General features: G+C 44.5%; 18 protein-coding genes. 5 read left to right on the forward strand and 13 right to left on the reverse strand.

The features are described from left to right. Positions 1–275: 275 nt before the first annotated feature. The gene (locus tag AC3CH4_RS20120; RefSeq protein WP_004733064.1) at positions 276–434 is read right to left on the reverse strand and encodes a hypothetical protein; all 159 of its coding nucleotides are present in this window, start codon (positions 432–434) and stop codon (positions 276–278) included. Between the two features lie 164 nt (positions 435–598). Beyond that, a complete protein-coding gene (locus AC3CH4_RS20125) occupies positions 599–1,579 on the reverse strand; it encodes a Gfo/Idh/MocA family protein (protein ID WP_488543672.1) in 981 nt (326 codons plus the stop codon). A gap of 209 nt (positions 1,580–1,788) precedes the next feature. Here AC3CH4_RS20125 and AC3CH4_RS20130 point away from each other — a divergent pair, with 209 nt between their 5' ends. Then, entirely contained in the window at positions 1,789–2,271 is a 483-nt protein-coding gene (locus AC3CH4_RS20130; protein ID WP_488543673.1) for a GNAT family N-acetyltransferase, read from the forward strand. A gap of 2 nt (positions 2,272–2,273) precedes the next feature. Beyond that, positions 2,274–3,047 (forward strand): L,D-transpeptidase family protein, encoded by a 774-nt coding sequence (locus tag AC3CH4_RS20135; RefSeq protein ID WP_488543674.1) that lies wholly within the window; start codon positions 2,274–2,276, stop codon positions 3,045–3,047. A gap of 77 nt (positions 3,048–3,124) precedes the next feature. Here AC3CH4_RS20135 and AC3CH4_RS20140 read toward each other — a convergent pair whose 3' ends face one another. The 7 genes from AC3CH4_RS20140 to AC3CH4_RS20170 all read right to left on the reverse strand — a co-directional run bounded on the left by AC3CH4_RS20140 (position 3,125) and on the right by AC3CH4_RS20170 (position 10,284). After that, entirely contained in the window at positions 3,125–3,862 is a 738-nt protein-coding gene (locus tag AC3CH4_RS20140; protein ID WP_488543675.1) for a sulfite exporter TauE/SafE family protein, read from the reverse strand. Positions 3,863–4,021: 159 nt separating this feature from the next. Beyond that, complete coding sequence (locus AC3CH4_RS20145; RefSeq protein ID WP_017083204.1) at positions 4,022–4,741, reverse strand: glycerophosphodiester phosphodiesterase family protein; 720 nt, start codon at positions 4,739–4,741, stop codon at positions 4,022–4,024. 56 nt (positions 4,742–4,797) lie between these two features. Then, entirely contained in the window at positions 4,798–6,108 is a 1,311-nt protein-coding gene (locus tag AC3CH4_RS20150; protein WP_488543676.1) for a sn-glycerol-3-phosphate import ATP-binding protein UgpC, read from the reverse strand. Beyond that, a complete protein-coding gene (gene ugpE / locus AC3CH4_RS20155; protein ID WP_012601047.1) occupies positions 6,098–6,940 on the reverse strand; it encodes a sn-glycerol-3-phosphate ABC transporter permease UgpE in 843 nt (280 codons plus the stop codon). Before ugpE ends, AC3CH4_RS20150 begins: the two co-directional genes overlap by 11 nt. A 38-nt stretch (positions 6,941–6,978) precedes the next feature. Next, positions 6,979–7,860, reverse strand: coding sequence for an ABC transporter permease subunit (locus AC3CH4_RS20160; protein WP_488543677.1), 882 nt, complete (start codon positions 7,858–7,860; stop codon positions 6,979–6,981). Between the two features lie 241 nt (positions 7,861–8,101). After that, positions 8,102–9,394 (reverse strand): extracellular solute-binding protein, encoded by a 1,293-nt coding sequence (locus tag AC3CH4_RS20165; protein ID WP_488543678.1) that lies wholly within the window; start codon positions 9,392–9,394, stop codon positions 8,102–8,104. A gap of 287 nt (positions 9,395–9,681) precedes the next feature. Further along, positions 9,682–10,284, reverse strand: coding sequence for a 2OG-Fe(II) oxygenase (locus AC3CH4_RS20170; protein WP_488543679.1), 603 nt, complete (start codon positions 10,282–10,284; stop codon positions 9,682–9,684). A gap of 403 nt (positions 10,285–10,687) precedes the next feature. On the opposite strand from AC3CH4_RS20170, the gene AC3CH4_RS20175 reads away from it, so the two are divergent. Further along, positions 10,688–11,479 carry an MBL fold metallo-hydrolase gene (locus AC3CH4_RS20175; protein ID WP_488543680.1) on the forward strand — a complete coding sequence of 264 codons (792 nt, stop codon included), beginning with the start codon at positions 10,688–10,690 and terminating at the stop codon, positions 11,477–11,479. A gap of 15 nt (positions 11,480–11,494) precedes the next feature. On the opposite strand, the gene AC3CH4_RS20180 is transcribed toward AC3CH4_RS20175, so the two are convergent. The 3 genes from AC3CH4_RS20180 to rimK form a co-directional block, all read right to left on the reverse strand. Beyond that, positions 11,495–12,735, reverse strand: a protein-coding gene (locus tag AC3CH4_RS20180; protein ID WP_488544340.1) for an IS3 family transposase whose coding sequence is annotated in 2 segments (ribosomal slippage) — positions 11,495–12,363 and positions 12,363–12,735 — 1,242 coding nt in all. Because the reading frame shifts where the segments join, the coding sequence is not laid out codon by codon here. A 126-nt stretch (positions 12,736–12,861) separates the two neighbouring features. After that, positions 12,862–13,290, reverse strand: coding sequence for an ATP-dependent zinc protease family protein (locus AC3CH4_RS20185; protein WP_004733090.1), 429 nt, complete (start codon positions 13,288–13,290; stop codon positions 12,862–12,864). 32 nt (positions 13,291–13,322) lie between these two features. Further along, a complete protein-coding gene (gene rimK, locus AC3CH4_RS20190; RefSeq protein WP_010428457.1) occupies positions 13,323–14,228 on the reverse strand; it encodes a 30S ribosomal protein S6--L-glutamate ligase in 906 nt (301 codons plus the stop codon). Positions 14,229–14,830: 602 nt separating this feature from the next. Between rimK and AC3CH4_RS20195 the strand changes: the two genes are divergently transcribed. Together AC3CH4_RS20195 and AC3CH4_RS20200 are read left to right on the forward strand one after the other, a co-directional pair. After that, on the forward strand, positions 14,831–16,615 hold the full coding sequence (locus AC3CH4_RS20195; protein WP_171308037.1) for an SgrR family transcriptional regulator: 1,785 nt from the start codon (positions 14,831–14,833) through the stop codon (positions 16,613–16,615). A gap of 179 nt (positions 16,616–16,794) precedes the next feature. Beyond that, positions 16,795–17,856, forward strand: a complete 1,062-nt coding sequence (locus AC3CH4_RS20200) for an MBL fold metallo-hydrolase (protein ID WP_488543681.1) — start codon at positions 16,795–16,797, stop codon at positions 17,854–17,856. Between the two features lie 183 nt (positions 17,857–18,039). On the opposite strand, the gene AC3CH4_RS20205 is transcribed toward AC3CH4_RS20200, so the two are convergent. Beyond that, a complete protein-coding gene (locus tag AC3CH4_RS20205) occupies positions 18,040–18,477 on the reverse strand; it encodes a MarR family winged helix-turn-helix transcriptional regulator (RefSeq protein ID WP_488543682.1) in 438 nt (145 codons plus the stop codon). Positions 18,478–18,484 lie beyond the last annotated feature (7 nt).

Here is an 18,484-nt window from a genome sequence, read left to right on the forward strand (position 1 = left end):
TTACGAACATTAAGCGTCAATAAACGCTAAGTACTGATAAACAGCAAGCATCAACAATACACAATAAGTGCTTGGCATAAATGCTCTTTCATTAATTCTATTGTCTGTTGGATTCGGCTTTACTGTAATGAGTAGACTAATGGGAAGGCTAGTGAGAAATAACGGGCACAAAAAAGGCTCTGGCGGCTCACTCTAATGCAGAAGAGTGAAGTCAGCCAAAGCCTCAATGTTGTTACCTTTAGCAGAGTGACTACTAAAAGAGCAGAGTAGTTAAACTATGCTTTTTTAAGGTCTTGTGCTGGGTAAGTAAGCGTCATTGCGCCTTCTACCGTTGTAACGTGAACGTAGCCACCACCAGCACTTAGGCCAGTCACTACCATTTCACCAAGCTCAACACCTTTTGTTGCTACAACGCGATCGTCAACTGAAAACACTTTACACACCTTCAATAAATTAAATAAATACGATAGATATCGAACGCGGATTTAAACAGATGGCACCCCAATCGACTAATCCGGTTATTTGTCGTAAAGATTAAATTTAGTTGTGCATAAAACAGTATTTCTTAAAAATCAGTTTGTTAACTTATGCTGTGACGTTATTTATCCGCTGGATAAACGACACCAACTTGTTGGCGCATCTCTGTAATTAACTTAGCAACAGTTAAAGCGCGCTGTTGGGCTTGCGTTTGAGTTGCTTGATCGCCACCAATGCAGTCTGCAAAGGCTTGCGTCTCGTAACACATTGAATTTTCGCTTTGCGTTTGGGTGAGGCTCTCAACACTACCATCGCGGTAGCGGATCTTAACGTCAGTACATTCAGCGATGTGATCGATGATGATCGCTCCTAGTTCACCTTGGATCTCGCTTGGCGCATAAGAGTCGCTGACTTTGGAGTGAGCGAGCGTTACGTCAAACTCAGGATACTGGAAGATCGCGCAGCCATGAGCATCAACACCTGAATCCAGTAGCTTTGCAGAAGCCTGTACATTTTCAGGTTTGCCAAACAGAGCAACTGTTGCTGCGACGCAGTAGAAGCCAATATCGACCAATGAGCCGTTAGAAAAAGCTGGGTTGAAGGTGTTTGGGTTCTCGCCGTTTAGGTATTTTTGGTAGCGCGATGAATACTGGCAGTAGTTGATGTGTGCCTTATGTACCTTGCCAATCTTTTCTAAACCAAGTTGAATTTGCTTAAAGTTCGGCAGAAACTGAGATTTGTACGCCTCAAACATCACCACACCGTTCTTCTGAGCAACCTCAAACATTCGGGTTGCTTCATTAATATTCGATGCGACAGGCTTTTCACAGATGACATGTTTGCCGTGCTCCATCATGAAGATGGACTGTTCGCAATGGAGTGAGTTCGGTGAAGCGATGTATACGGCTTCAACCGTTTTGTCATTGGCCAATGCGTCGAGTGAGTTATACGTCGTTTCAACGTCAAACTCTTGGGCGAACTGTGCCGCACTGTCTAGATTTCGAGAGTAAACCGCTGCAAGTTGCATCGATTGAGATTCGTGAGCAGCTTGAACAAACTTTTGTGAAATCCAATTCGTTCCAATTACAGCAAACTTAATCATATAGGTGTCCAATAGTTAGTGTATTGATTCTGCAGAGATAGTAGCACTCAACGGCTGGCAATGTGCCTGAGATTTACGGAACAATTTCCCTAAACATAGTGCCTAATATTAATAATCAGCCTTCACAGAACGTCTGGGTTGACCAGTACAACGGTGCACAACGAAGTCATTTTTGCTAAGGTATTAGTGAATTCAAATAAGGTAATGATATGCAAATTCGGACTGCCAAGGTCACTGATATAAGCTCGATCTTAGAGCTCTCAGAGCAGATAAATCGTCAACATCATCTTGGTGCTCCGATGGTATTTGCGCCACCTTCATTGGTTTTTACTGACAGTGAAGAATACTGGTTAGGGTTGATGATCGATCCTGTAGGGGCTTTCTTCGTTGCCGTTGATGAGCAACAAGTGGTTGGCTTCTTAGCCGGCAAGGTGACACAGAACAAAGGGGTGAGCTTTATTCAGCCGCATAAGGTGGCAAGAGTGAATACGATTGTGGTTAACGATCAAGTTCAAAGCCAAGGTGTCGGTCGAGCTTTAATGAAGTCATTCAATCAGTGGGCTCAAGCGAGCGGTGCTATCGAGCTTAGGTTAGAAGTGATGGAGTTCAACCAGCAAGCTCAGGGTTTTTATGAGTCGTTAGGGATGGAAACTCAATCTCGAACCATGTCCATGCGTTTTGAGGAGATTTAAGGGTGCGTTTGATTTGGCCTTTATCGTTATGCTTACTCTTTTCTACTTCGCTCGCTTATGCGGAGAAGCTCGTCGTTGAGAAAATTGTGTCTGATGCGACCGCTATCGAAACCATTGTATTTGAGTCAGCACCTTCCCATTCTAATCGCACACCTACGTCATCGGTCACCTCGAATTCGAAGCATGTCATTGTTATGGACGATGTTCTTGAAGGGGACTCTCGCCAAAAGGTCGCCCAGCTTTCTCAACGCTCTTCACTAGGTCCACCTCAAAGCTCAGGTCTACCTCAAAGTTCCTCTCAAGAGTTTTACACTCTACCTGACGCGTCTTCTGGCATAGACCCGTTATTGCAAGTGGTCACCTTAGTCAAAGTCGACAAATCTAAACGTAGAATGTATCTGCTCAAAGGGGAGGAAGTGGTTCAGGAATTTCGTATTGCGCTAGGTAAACAACCGAAAGGGCATAAGCGTTTTGAAGGGGACAACCGAACGCCAGAAGGGCAATACCAGCTCGACTATGTTATGGAAGAATCAGACTTCTACCGCTCGGTGCATATCAACTACCCGCGATCATCAGATATGCAGTGGGCACAAAAAAATGATGTTGATCCTGGGGGGAATATCAAGATTCACGGAATCAAGAATGGTGAGCGTCGTTCACCTAGTTTTATACAAAGCTTCGATTGGACGGATGGTTGTATTGCATTAACCAATCAAGATATGGATGAGTTCATCCAACTCGTAAAAATGGGTACCCCTATCCATATTGAATGGTAGTTATCGGTACCCATTTTCCTGAACAATTCTCGAAAAAAACTCTCAAAAACAATTGCCGAAATCAGCGCTAGAGCCAGTTACAGTAAGACTCGACCTGAACTGAAGATAGCAATCACAATCAGCAGTGCAATCGTGACTGGCTTGAACTTCGCCCCACCAAACCTCTCAAACAATTTTGAACCGACATAGCCGCCAAACATGCTGCTTGGTAAGAGTGCTAGAGTAAGCCAGACCACATCACGATCGACTAACCCTGCGATAGAGGCCGTAACAAAGGCGCTAGAATCAGCTAGTACAAAGAACGCAATCAGGCCGGCTCTGGCAATGTGTGGTGCGACAGGACTTGCCAATGCATGCGTGCCAACCGGAGGGCCAGACATTGAAGCTGCGCCATTCATTACCCCCGCAAGGCTGCCTAGAATATAGGGAGCAAATCTAGGTTCGCTTTTGTATTGGAACCCTTTGTAGATCATGATTGCTGACGCAAAAATGAAGGCACTGATGATCAAGATGATTGTGTCTTGGCTAACGGATTTGAGCAACAGCAAGCCGACGGGCGTGAAGGCCAAACAAGGGATAAATACCTTTGAAACCCAGCGCCAATTTACGTGATGTTTAACCTTCGGCAGCAATTGGATATTACCTAACAGGTCGATCAGCATGAAAACAGGAACCAGTTCGATAACAGGCACGAATAACGCACTCAATGGCAATGCCACTAAGGTGAAACCAAAACCTGAGAAGCCACGAACAATAGCGGCGAAAATGAAGATTGCACCCAAAATTGGGAAGGTTGGACTAAAAATAAGATCCATAAATTAAGTAACCAATGAAGCTGTCTAATAAGGCGAGCTAGTGAAACCAAGTGAGTAGCGGAATGTACTCCTACTCACTTGTGTTTGCTACCTAATTTTCAGGTTTTTCAGGGTTAATTTTAAAGTCTCTCGGGGGGTACTTTTTCGGTATTTACGAGGTCAATTTATAGGGTTGAATTGATTCGGAAAATCAGTAAATACAGCGTCTACTTTTGAGAGAAATTTGAAGCGAGACGGATCATTGACGGTGTAGCACCATGCTTGAATGTTCGCTTCGTTGAGAGTGTCAAGATCGCTCTGATCAACGTGTTCATAGTTCATGTGACAGCTGAACGCTTTGACCTCATTGATGAGCATAAGATCATCTTGAGTCAGTTGCTCTGTGATTACTCCCACTCGATATCTCGGTAAATGACGAGCCATTTCAGCAACCACCTTATGGCTGAAGCTCGAAAGTAAGACCTTATCGGTGTCTAGATTTGAGCGAATCAACTCGTCGTGCAGCAAATCAACGACATAAGGGGCTTGATGTCGGCTGTCGACTTTGATTTCGAGGTTGACGCTAAGATCATGCTGCTCAACAAGTGTGAGTAACTCTTCCAACGTCAGTATTTTTTCTCCAGCGAACTGCTCAGACTTCCAACTGCCAAAATCGAGCTGACGTAGCTCAGCAAGGGTGTGTTCATCAACTCGACCCTTGCCATCGCTGCAGCGCTCAAGCGTGTGATCGTGACAAACGACCAGTTGGTCATCCTGAGTGGGCTGAATATCAACTTCAATCCATTTCAAGCCGAGTTTAGCCGCTTGTTCAATGCTTGCTTTGGTATTTTCTGGGTGAGTACCTGCCACACCCCGATGACCTACGATGATAGACGACATAATTAATCCTTCTTAAAGACGCACCGTAAAAACGCATTAAATATCAGTGTACTCGATTAAGCTAGAGCCGTCGTTAAGCTTGTCGCATCTTCGTGTGACTCCTGTGATGTGAAGTTATTTGGGTGAATGCGTTTGCCAAGATTGTCAAAAATATGCAGGTTGGATTTATCGATGCTTAGCCCGAGGGGGACGGCTTGGCACAGCGTCGTTTCGGGTGTCACTGCAATAAAGGGTTGTTCGTTCACAAGGCCATGAACCAATTGATTTGGCCCTAAAGGCTCAACCACGCTGATGCGTAATTCAAGCGGCAGCGCGTTCATGACTAAATCGGCACAAACCTCAGAGTGTTCTGGGCGAATACCAAGTGTGATGGCTGTATTTTTTACGTGGGCGTATTCGGGCAAGTACATTTGCTGGTCGCCAATCTCAAGGTAGCCGTCGTCGAGTGTTGCTGGCAAGAAATTCATCGCTGGGCTGCCAATGAAGCTTGCCACAAAGGTACTGGCTGGCTGGTGGTAGACCTCTCTTGGTGTTCCTACTTGCTCTATTTGACCGTTGTTGAGTACCACGATTCTGTCAGCCAGTGTCATGGCTTCAACTTGATCATGAGTGACGTAAACACTGGTCACGTCAAGCTCGCGTTGCAGCTTTTTGATTTCTAATCTCATGTGAGCACGCAGTGAGGCATCTAGATTAGACAAAGGTTCGTCAAACAGGAACAGTTGCGGATCGCGAACGATTGCTCGCCCCATAGCAACACGTTGACGTTGACCACCAGAAAGCTTGGCTGGCTTGCGGTCTAGGTATTCTTCGATTTTCAGCGTTTTGGCAACTCTCTCAATTTTCTCTTCAATAAGGTGCTGACTGACTCCTCGATTCTTTAAGCCATAAGCTAGGTTTTTGTACACCGTCATGTGAGGGTAGAGCGCATAATTTTGAAAGACCATCGCGATATCACGCAGGGCAGGTTTCTCTGTATCAACCCGACGGCCACCTAAGTGAATCTCGCCACCAGAGATGCTTTCCAAACCCGCAATGGATCGCAAAATAGAAGACTTGCCACAACCAGAAGGCCCCACCAAAACAAGGAACTCACCTTCATCGATATCAAGCGAGACTCCTTTGACGGCTTGATGGCCGTTTTCATACGTCTTGACCAAGTTTTTGATACCTAACATGGTGGCAGCTTTACGCGTATGATCGTGAGTGGCTTGGTTGTGCGCTAGCGTCTGCTTTAAGTTTGGCATCGAGGTGTCCTCTGTATTTTTGTGGATAGTTTGGTGAGAAGGCAGCTGAGACGTCTTGTACTCATCAAGTGATTGAATGCGGTTATTGTTCATTTGAGTTGTGTCGTTATTATTTTTCACTTTCTACTAGCCCTTTTACAAACCAACGCTGAAATACAACCACCACTAAAACGGGTGGCAACATGGCTAAAATCACCATGGCGAAAGCATAGTCATAGCGCGGTAAACTGGTTTCATTGATGTTGTTGAGTACTTGTTTTATGCCCATCACGATGGTGTTGTAGCCTTCATCGGTAGTCATCATGATCGGCCATAAGTATTGGTTCCAACCCACAACAAACATGATGATGAAGATCGCGGCGATCATGGTTTTAGATAGAGGCAGCAAGATATCGACAAAGAATCGAAATGGACCTGCGTTATCTAACTGTGCGGCTTCTAACAATTCATCGGGGATGGTTTTGAAGAACTGTCTAAAAAAGAAGGTCGCGGTGGCTGATGCGATCAAAGGTAGAATCAACCCTGTGTAGCTATTAAGAAGCCCAAGCCCTGCGACAACTTCATAGGAAGGGATAATACGAACTTCTAATGGCAGTAGCAGCGTTACGAAGATCAACCAAAACCACGCCGTGGCGTAAGGCAGTCGAAAGTAGACCAAAGCATACGCCGCCATCATCGAAATGATGATCTTACCGATCGCAAAACCTAGCCCCATGATCATTGAGTTGGCGATCATTTTACTGGCGGTGACTTCGCCACTGAAGCCCATACTTTTGTTCCAAGCTTCGCTATAAATAGCCGTAAAGTTATCGCCCGGTAGCCATTGCAGACCTTCGCTGACAATGGTGTTTGGATTGTGGGTTGAACTGGCAAAGATTAGCCAGATAGGGACTAACATAAACAGCATCCCAGCAATTAAAATTAGGTGGTCAGAGACCTTATTACTTTTCATAAATAATTCCTGTCGCGTTAAAACCTAGCTGTCGTGGGCTAGTAATGAACACGCTTTTCTACAACGCGAAACTGGATAAATGTAAGAGTGAGGACCAGTAGTAACAACACAACAGACTGTGCAGAGCTGCCGCCTAAATCTGCGCCAACAAAGCCATCTCGATACACCTTGTAGACTAACGACGTTGTGCCTCCGCCCGGACCGCCATTGGTCATGGTGTCTATCACGCCAAAGGTTTCAAAGAAGGAGTAGGTGAGGTTGATGACCAACAGAAAGAAGCCAGTAGGGGCCAGTAGTGGGAAAGTGATGGTCCAGAAACGTTTCGAGTCACTGATACAATCCAACATCGCTGCTTCTTTTACGGCGTAAGAGATCGATTGAAGCCCAGCCAGAAAGTAGATGAAATTCACCGAAACTTGTTTCCACACGGACACCAAAATCAGAGCAAACGTGGCATCAACAGGATCGGTCTGAAAGCTAAAGTCCCAACCTATAACCGCAAATATTTCGGTAAACACGCCAATGTGTGGGTTAAACAAGAAAGCACCGATAACGCCTGCTATCGCGGGCGCAACTGCATAAACCCAAGTGAGGGTGACTTTGTATACGCCTTGTCCGTTAATGATGTTGTCGGCTTTCACGGCAAGCAGCAGAGCCAAGGCAAGTGATAAGAAAGAGACCACAATCGCGAACATCAAAGTAAATCCAATCGAGTTCAGGTACTCGCTCGATTCGAATAGCATTTGGTAATTCTCAAACCAGACGAATATAGATGAGGTGCCCCAAGGGTCTTCCAGCATAAATGAAAGGTAAACCGCCTTTGCTGCTGGGTAGATAAAGAAAACGGCAATGATGAGGATTTGAGGCGCCAAAAATAGGTAAGGCAGCGGAGAGTGAAAGAATTGCTGACGTCGTTCCACAGGGTAATCCCTAAAAATAGTTACAGTGGCCACTATTTGCGACCGTTACCACTAGCGCGATATCAAGGCGTGCATCCCGTTGAGTTATCGTTGTTGGAGCAAGAAATGGCGCTAGGGAAGAATCTCCTCACACCTTGCCATTGCGTTTTTTAATGATGCAGTGACAAGTCGTGAGGAGCGATGAACGGCTCTCGGTTGTTAAGCCTTTAGCTCATTAATCTGCTTTGGTTAAAAAGCAGAATTAGTTCATCGTACGAGCGAAGCGTTTCAGCAGTTTGCTGCTCTCATCTTCGACCTTGTCTAGGCTGTTCTCGACGCTAGAGCGGTCAGCAAAGATGTTATCGAACTCACGGTGCATCACTTCACGGATCTGCGGGTAATAACCTAAGCGGTAGCCCTTAGTCCACTCGCCCGATTTCAGGCTTAGCTGCTTTACGCCCACTTCTGCGTCTGGCTGTTCTTTGTAGTAACCAGACTCTTTCGCTAGTTCATATGCAGCGGTCGTTACAGGCACATAGCCAGTGGTTTTGTGCCAGTAAACCTGAGTTTCAGGCTTAGTCAGGTAATCAAAGAACGCGGCAACACCTTTGTCCTGTTTCTGGTCATGGCCATTTAATGCAAACAGAGCGGCACCACCAATGAAGGTTAAGCCGGCATCTGGGTTAACCGATTTCCAGTATGGAAGGTAAGTTGTGCCTAGCTCGAAAGGTACGCGGTTACGTAAGCCACCGAATGAACCTGAAGAACCCATCCACATTGCCACTTCTTGACGCTCGAAAGGCGTTTGGTTTGCATCCCAATCGCTGCCGTAATACTTGTAGTAACCTAGATCTGACCACTCTTTCATCTTGCTAACGTGCATCATCATATCTTTGGTGTTGAACATGATTTTGGTGGACAGGCCGTCGTAGCCGTTGTTCTGGTCAGAGACTGGTAGATTGTGGCGAGACTTAAAGTTCTCAAACATGATCCACGGCGTTAGAGATTGAGAAAACGCGATGTGCCCTTCTGCTTTCAACTTCTTGGCTACCACTTCTAACTCTTCATAAGTTTTAGGCGCTTTGGCACCCACTTCTGAGAGAAGGTCTTTGTTGTAGTAAAGAACCGGTGTCGAACTGTTGAAAGGCATACCAACCATTTTGCCTTGGTTGTCGGCATAGAAGTTACGAACGCCCGCCAGGTAATCATTCGAATTAAAGTTGTAGCCCGACTCAACCAGAATATCCTGTACTGGTTTCGCCACGCCTTTCGCGTTCATGATGGTTGCAGCGCCGGCATCGAAGACTTGTAGAATATTGGGTGCTTCACCTGCTCGGTACGCTGCGATACCCGCAGTTAAGGTCTCTGTGTATGAACCTTTATAGATTGGCGTGATCTTGTAATCATCTTGTGACGCATTAAAGTCAGTCGCAATTTTGTTTACTGTTTCTCCAAGCTGGCCGCCCATTGCGTGCCACCAAGTGACTTGAGTCGTTGCGAACGCTGGCATTGCCGCTGTCGCCGAAAGAACGCCTGCCAAAATTAGCTTATTCATCTTCTTTTCCTTTTGGATAAAATCGATGTAGAGGTATTGAATTAGAGTATTAACGAGACGGTAGGGGTGTCGTTTGAAGCTATCTTGAACAGGCCATATTTCACTTACGTGGCTAAACCGTTTCACTGATATGAAAGATTCGTTTCGATTTTATTTAAGAGAAAAGTTATTGATGGTTTTGATGTTGAACATGTTCGGTTTTTAAGACGTTTTATTGGACAACTGTTGTTCAATAAAAAAGCCTCTCGATGGAGAGGCTTAGAAGAAGGTTCGATGTGGATACAGTTTTAGTGCGCGATATCCAATTGGTTGTCTTTCACACCGTTAATACGGAACCAACCAGCGATACTGAATCGCTCTGTGTTGGTTGGCAGTACCTCGTGTGGGAACTGTTCAGACAAGAATACCAACAGTCGACCACCCTTTGGTGGAATGGTCGCGATGTAATTGTCTTTCAGATCGTAAACCACGAGCTCCCCTGCGTCTTCCTCAGACCATTCGTCATTCATGTAGAAAACGGTGGTTAGGCGGCGGTTTTCATTGCCTTTAAAGCAGTCTAAGTGCTTCTGATAAAAGTCACCTTCTTCGTATTTAGCAAAGTGCGCTTCGTATTCGAACAGACCTAAAAAGAACGCTCTGTTTGCTTCTAAACGAATTTGCTCCATTTTGTCTAGGAACAGAGATGCGGGTTCGCCCATATCACGGCGTACCCACTGAATTTTGTCACTACGAATCGTTGCTTCTCGTGCTACATCATCGTTACGGCCGATCCTAGCCTTTTTCCAGTTCTCTGGAATGCAATCCCTCAATGCCACTACTTCTTCGTGAGTTAAGAAGTCATCCCAAACAAAGTAACCTTGGGTAGAAAGAGCATCGATTAATTGGTTCATGTAAAGCACTCAGACAATAAATTAGAGGCGCATATATAGTCCGAATAACTCAGGTCAACAAATCACATGTTTTGTCGTCACGATAAATGGTGCTGAGCGCTTAAAGCGTAAGGCTTGTTGAGCAAGGTTTTCGATAATGTGAGTATTCAATAGTGCTGAAAAATATCGGATGAAATTGATGATCACCTTTGGAATGTGTCTTCATTATTCTGAGTTAAATTGGACTTGAGTAACATTGGTTTTGAGTAACGTTGAATTTGAATAATTTAGTGAATACCAATGGAAATCTAGATTCGAGCTTTTTATCCGGTTTTAGATTGTTAATTTTAACAAAATGATCACAATTGAAGGTGGGTTTGCTATTGTATAGGTCTGACCAGTTGTTTTATCACAAGGAGTGGGTTTGCAGCTGCATACCATTAAAGGCTATATCCAAGACATGTATCTCGTAGAGTACCCTGATAGGTTGCTGTTGCTTGATGGTGCATGTCGAGCTGACATCCCGCATTTGAAGGCTTTCATCGAAACAGAGCTTATGCGTGATTTTGCTGATCTACATACGGTTGTGGTTACGCACATGCATCCAGATCATGCAGGGGCAGCACACAAGCTCAGAAAGCTGACGAATTGTCATTTGGTGGCAGCAAACCGAGATAAGGATTGGTATCACGGCATTGATGGTATCTTGATGCATTTGACCGATTTGGCATTAGCACGGTGGATGGCGAATCGATTGGGCAGGCCCAAAGCAAACCTGTGGTATTCAAGAAAGTTGAAGCCGGACTACAAGCTGTCGGATGGTGACAGCATTCCGGGTTTTGATGATTGGTTGGTTCTGGAAACGCCAGGCCATACCGACAGAGATCTCTCTGTCTATTGCCCATCACACAGCGTTGCTTATGTGGCTGACTTGATGGTCGAGGTTAAGAAGAAACTGATTCCGCCGTTTCCTATTTTTCACCCCAACAAGTATCGAGCGTCGGTATCTCGTATCTATGACATGCAGCTTGATACCTTGCTGGTGGCGCATGGGGGACAAGTGAATTTGAGTGAACAAGCCTTTGAACATCTGTTGATGAGTGCGCCAAGAAGGCCAGTGACACATTGGCGAGTGACTAAAATCAAACTCAAAGGATTGCTAAAATCTGTTTGGCGATTTGGGTTTAAAGATAAAAAGAATCGTGTCTCGTCCTAAAATACGTTGACGATTTTAGTAAGCCAGTAACGCAAGTTGCTGGCTTTTTTCATGCATCTTATTTGGCGTATTCATACCTAGGCTGAGATGTGGCCTCATTTCGTTGTACGTATATATCGACTCTTCAACAAGTGTTTTCAACTCGCGAAGATCTTTGCATTGAGTAAGCAAGAACTCTTGCTTGAGGATACCATTGACCCGCTCAGCTAAAGCGTTTTGGTAACAGTCATAACCATCTGTCATTGATGGTGTTATTCCATACTTTTTAAGTTTCTCTTGATAGAGGTTTGAGCAATACTGAAGCCCTCTATCTGAGTGATGGATTGTCGCATGACAATAACATCGAGTTTTTATCGTCATATCTAAAGCCTTCACAACATCGCTCGCTTTCATTTCATTGCTGACTTCATACCCCATGATTTTACGGCTGAAGGCATCGGTAACCAATGACAAGTAGTGAACGCCCTCATTTGACTGAACATAAGTAATGTCGCTCACCAGAACTTCTTCTGGTTTTGACGGAACGACTTCTTTTAGCAAGTTCGGATGTTTTTTCATCCAGTGCCTGCTGTTCGTTGTTTTGGTATAACTTCGTTTCGGCTTAACTAGTAGGCGCTCTTCCCTGAGGTAATTAAACAAAGCATCACGGCCAAGTTTTATTCCCTTAGCTATCAACTTAGGCTTCAGTAAGAAATAGAGCTTACGAGCTCCCAACCGAGGCATAAACCGCCTTAGTTCAAGCACCATTCCTTTCACAGGAGCAAGCTCAGCCTGACGAGTGGTCTCACGCTTTTCTCTCTGATAGACACACTGACGAGATATATTGAGCAATGAGCAAGCTTTACTTAAGCTTACTTTCTTCTCTTTTTGAAGGCTTCTTGCTCCTTCGCTATATACTTTTTTCTTAGCGACATCCCGTGCTCAGCATCAAGAATATCAACAACCCTATTGAGAAGAAGGCATCTGAGGCGTTCATCTTCAAGCTCTTGTTCAAGTCGTTTTATTTTTTGGACAGGCGTTTCATTCGCTCTCGGTAATTTAGGCATCGCGCTCTTCCTTGGATTGTTTGTCCAATCCAATTTCCCATGCTTTCTTAACCAAGTAAGAACGGTCGAACGACCTTGTATGCCGTAAATTGATTGGGCTTGTTTATAGGTCATGTCGCCTTTTTCGATAGCGTCTACAACCTGTAATTTAAAGCCTAGTGTGTAATCACGCTGAGTGCGCTTAACGTAGTGTTTATTTGGAATGGTCATCATTAATCCTCAATGTGTAAACACATTTCAGGACGGGACATCGCCATAAATAATAAAGGCCAGTCTCAAAGACTGGCCTTTATTAGTGTGTTGTTGACTCACTATTTGAGCTGTGGAGCAGTTCAATTAGTGAGAAATTAGAAATTCGCCCGCTGGGTCAACAATCACTTTGTCACTCATGCCTTGACGACCAAGCAGCATCATATAAGTCATATCCTGACGGTTGCTCAGTGTGATATCGATAGGCCATTCCTGACCACCAATTTTTAGCATGGTTTCAATCACACAACGGTGTTCAACTTCGCCGTTCGATGATTTGATTCTTTTACTCGTTTTCAGCTTCGCCTTGCAGCGCACAGTCTCTTCTAGGTGGTAAACGTCTGGGTGAAGATCGAACTCAACGAAGTTTTCACCGTCTGTTTTTACACATAGTAGATTGTCTACGTGCAGAGAAGAGGTTTGAGCCCCTGTATCAACACGCGTATGTAGTCCAGTTATCCCTAACTCTGGTAAGCAAAGTGCTTCTGTATTCCCTATGATCATTTTATTGTTCATGTTTTTTCCAATCATGAGTAAACGGCGTTTAATCAGCCTTTGCCACGAGTACGGTTAGCGTTTGGTTTTGCATTTTTCTCGATAAATCCGAAAATCATGTCTGCTACATCTTTACCTGTCGCTTTCTCGATACCTTCTAGGCCTGGAGAAGAGTTCACTTCCATTACAACAGGGCCATTCTTAGATTGTAGAATATCGACACCACATAGGTTTAATCCCATGATTTTAGCTGCATTGATCGCTGTAGCGCGCTCTTCTTTGGTTAGTTTAACCAGTTGAGCTGTACCGCCACGGTGCAGGTTAGAGCGGAATTCACCCTCACCAGCTTGACGTTTCATTGCTGCAATAACCTTGTTACCCACAACAAAACAACGGATGTCTGCGCCATTAGCTTCTTCAATGAACTCTTGAACCAAGATGTTCGCTTTTAGGCCCATGAATGCTTCGATAACGCTTTCAGCTGCTTTGTTTGTTTCTGCTAGAACAACACCGATACCTTGAGTGCCTTCAAGAAGCTTGATAACCAGTGGCGCGCCACCTACGTTTTTGATCAAGTCTTGAATCTTGTCTGGGCGGCTAGCGAAACCTGTTTTTGGTAAGCCAATACCTTTACGAGATAACAGTTGTAGTGAGCGCAGTTTGTCGCGAGAACGACTAATAGCCACTGACTCATTGATACAAAAAGTACCCATCATTTCGAATTGGCGAACAACCGCAGTGCCGTAAAAGGTAATGGAAGCGCCAATACGTGGAATAACAGCATCGTATTGAGGTAGCTCTTCACCCATGTAGCGAATCTTCGGATTGTTACTCGCGATATCTATATCACAGTGCAGCGTGTCGATAACATCGACCTGGTGACCACGAGCTTCACCTGCTGCTTTTAAGCGAGAAGTAGAGTATAGATTTTCGTTGCGAGAAAGAATTGCGATACGCATGGCGTTTCCTTAGTTAATACCTGATTGGTAACTGCAAATAAATGAGTTGTTAGCTGAGCTTTCAGTTTTTCTGAGGCTCTTTGCTTGCTTCGGGGCGAACCTTAAGGCTTTTCGTTTAACTAAGAAAACGAATTAAATTTGTCGAGTCGATAACGGAAATTTATTAAGTGTGTGAGCTATTGGTACAACAGGGTTTAGAGGGAGTTTTGAATGGAAAAGCGAGTTGAGGCCTAACTCATATTGGGGGTAGGAGCATATTAGGTTGTACTCAACTCGCGTTAACTCGGTGTTTAAAAGTGTACTAATAACGCCAGTTACATAGCTCTATAAGTGTTCGTAGTGCTTCTCTTTCGAGCTTGCTACAGGTGCTTTTAAGCTTATTAAGATAGTATTTTCTCATGATGATTACTTCTCTTGTATTAGGCTTTGGTAGGAACTTTGAGTTCCTTGCTGACCTACTAATTATGGTTATTTAATAGGAAGTAATAAACAGATGGGTTTTTATTAAAGCGTTCCTGTTTTTGTCTTTTATCGTCACTTTAAGACAAATGTGTTTTATAATTGGCTTTATGAGGAAAGATTATTTCTAAAAGGTTCATTATTTGTCTGATCTAAACATGATGCGTTACTACACAAGGCTGGATTCGTTCGAGCCTAACATCTCACATTCGGTTACCCTAACTGAGGTTGCAGACAAGCTGTTTACTAGTTTGCGCCATGCACGAACCTTGTTAGGCAAGATGCATCAGGCTGAGTGGGTAGTGTGGGAGCCTAAAGTGGGACGGAATCAGCGTTCTAACCTGACATTGCGTTTTAGCAATCAAGAAATGACTCAACATGTTGCCAGTAAACTGATAGAGCAGGGCAAATACGAAAAAGCACTTTCTATTTTGGAAGATGACCGGGCTGTATTTGGCGCTCTTCTCCAAGAAACTTCCGGTGCGACGATTCGAGAAGGGTTACTGCACGTTCAATTAACTTACAAACGTAAGTTTGAGGACTTGTTCCCGCATCATATTCACCGCAGTAGTGAACGGTTTTTGATCAGGCAAGTGTTCAGTTGCCTAGTCACTTGTAATGGCAAGGGCAAGTTGAAGCCTGAACTGGCGCACCATTGGGAATATGATTCTGAGAAGTTGGTTTGGACTTTCTATTTGCGCCCCGGTCTCACTTTTCACGATGGTCAACCCGTCGACGCCAAACAGCTAGTATCGTTGTTTACCGCTTTACAACCGCTACCTTTCTATCAGACAGAGCTAGCTCATGTTGCTTCGGTTTACAGTGAGCAGCCGTTAAGGATCAGCTTCCAACTGACCAAGGCCGATACTGGTTTTGCTGGTTTGCTTGCTGGCGTTAAGTATTCAATTCAACCTGCTGCCCAAGTGACCCGTGAGCCATCGCCATTAAATTCGGTATCTCATGCTGTTATTGGAACAGGGCCCTTCAAAGTGGTTGAGACCAATAATGAACGTATCAAACTCGCGGCATTTGAACATTATTATGGCTGTCGTTCTTTAACGGATGAGGTCACCATTTGGCAATTTGAAGAATCAATGTCGGGCAGTGCTCGTTTTGATGACAGCCAAATGCAAGTGTCACCTTATGAAGACTCGTCTTGTTTTCATCAACTCGGGAAAAGCGATGCGGAGCTGGTGTCTGCAGAGACTGATGGCCTTCGTAGTAGGGTCGAAGATGGCTGCTTGTTTATCCTGTTCAATCAGAATTCAACGGCAAACTCGTTAAGCGATGAGCAGCGTAAATACCTCTCCGGGCTCGCCAATCCGCAAGCTATTTTGTCTCAATTGGAACAAAATCAAGGGTTGTTCAGCGTGTCCTTAGCTCAGAATATATTGCCAAGCTGGCAAAAGTTGTATCGAACGCCCTCGAAAGAAGTTCAATTACCTAAAAAGATGACCATAGCCGTTTACAATTACTACGCCCTATATAGATGTGCTATTTGTGTATCTGACATATTGAAACGATATGGTGTCGAAGTTGAGGTAAATACCTACAGTTTTCGAGAACTGGCTCAGCTATCTCAGAGTGGTGACCTTAAAGAAGACTTGGTGTTGTGTAACCTCAATCTTGATGACAATGCCCCTTCTTCACTGTTCTCGTGGTTGATGAATGATCCTGTTTTGCACTCTGCACTAGGAGAGATGAACAGCGATTGGCTGAAGCAGCGCTTAGATCATCATAAGGCATCGGTTGAACTGCCGAATTACTTGGCAGAGTTGGAGCCCGTTGCATCGACGCTGATCTCGGACTATTGGTTAGTGCCTATGTTCCATCACCTACAAACCGTGCGTTTCCAAGGCATTTTGAAAAACGTAGCCATCACTAACTGGGGATGGCCAGATTTCAAGAATGTATGGTCTGCTGATTAACCTTACCTACCAAATAGGGTAACTCCTTTTCAAAGTCGGTTTTTCCAAAATCGATTTTGGCACGATCACGTTTAGATAAATTAAAACTTACACTCATTGGTTTACTTTTTTATTTTGATATGTAAACTATTCAGTGTAGTTTTTGTGTTGGGTTTATCCCAATGATTAAAGAGATACCAATGAAAAAATATCTATTACCGATTTTAGGAGTACTTGCCGTGGTCGTTATCGTAAGCACAGGTTCACAATCAAATGACAATCTAGATAAGCTTCCGAAGAAGTTTGTTAACAGTGAACTGGAATACAAATCGGGTATGTCTGATATTTTTTCAATCCTGAAAGCTTACGTGACAGTGGAAAGGAATGAGCCAGTGCCGCGTGCTGCATTACCTCTAATACCAATGACAGCCGAGCAACTGATCGAAGAACAAGACGATGTCGCTTACCGCTTGGGTCACTCTAGCGTGATGATGAAGCTGGATGGCAAGCTAGTGATGACTGATCCTGTGTTCAGTGATCGTGCATCGCCAGTGCAATGGATGGGGCCAAAGCGCTTCCATCCCACACCAATCTCACTGCAAGAACTGCCTGATATTGATGTGGTAGTGATCAGCCACGATCACTACGACCATTTAGACAAAGGTGCCGTAAAGGTATTAGCAGACAAAGTAGGGACATTTTTGGTGCCACTCAGAGTCGGTGCGCTACTGGAAAAGTGGGGCGTGGATAAAGCAAAGATCATTGAGCTGAACTGGTGGGAATCAGCGACAGCTGCCGACATCGAATTTACTTTGACTCCAACACAGCACTTCTCTGGACGTGGGTTACTTGATCGTGACCAAACACTGTGGGGGAGCTGGGTCATTAACGCTTCAGATAAGAAAGTCTTCTTTAGCGGTGACTCTGGTTACTTCAACGGCTTTAAAGAGATTGGTGAGCGCTACGGGCCGTTTGATTTAACCATGGTTGAAACGGGCGCGTATAACTCACTTTGGGCGGATATTCATATGTTCCCAGAGCAAAGCGTTCAAGCGCACATTGACCTTCAGGGTAAGGTGATGATGCCAATCCACAACAGCACGTTTGACCTTTCTATGCACGATTGGCAAGACCCAATGGAGCAAGCACTGACGATAAGCAAAAAGCGAGACGTGCAAATGGCGAGCCCTGTGATGGGTGAACGCCTAGTGATCGCAGAGCCAGTCCCCGTTCAAGCGTGGTGGAAACTAGCATCGAATTAGAGCTGTTACCTAATTAGAACTGGCATCTAATTAAAACGGTCATCTAAGTTAGAGGTAGCCATACCGCTAATCTATATCAAATCAGCTCATACAAAAAACGCCACCGATCGTACGATTCGGTGGCGTTTTTTTCATCTTTCTAAGATCGGCTTTGTTTCAAAGAGCCGATCTATTTCTAATCACTCATTCTCTAGATCCGTTTTCTAGATTGTGAGCCATCTTGCTCGCGATTTTTCGAAACTGTTCTAACTCATCGTCGGCCATGCCTTTGGTCATTCTCTTCAGCATTTCACGATCAATATTCGCGACCTTATTCATGATCTCTTGACCCTTATCGGTCAGAACCAATAACTGGCTGCGCTTGTCTTCGGGATTAGGCGATTTCTTCACAAGTTCCTGACTGATCAACGCGTTAACGAGCCTAGTGACTTGCGCCTTATCGCGGTTTAGGAAGTGTGCAATATCAATAGAAGTACATGGAGACTTCTTGGTAATGATCTTCATTACACGAATATTCATTGGCGCGATGTCAGAGTCCAAACTCTCAATCTGTTCACTCATTTGACGTTTCAAAGAGTGTACCAAACGAAAGATGGATTCTAGCGATGTGTTATCAGACATAAACGAT

This window comes from Vibrio sp. QJM3NY_26, assembly GCF_057786005.1.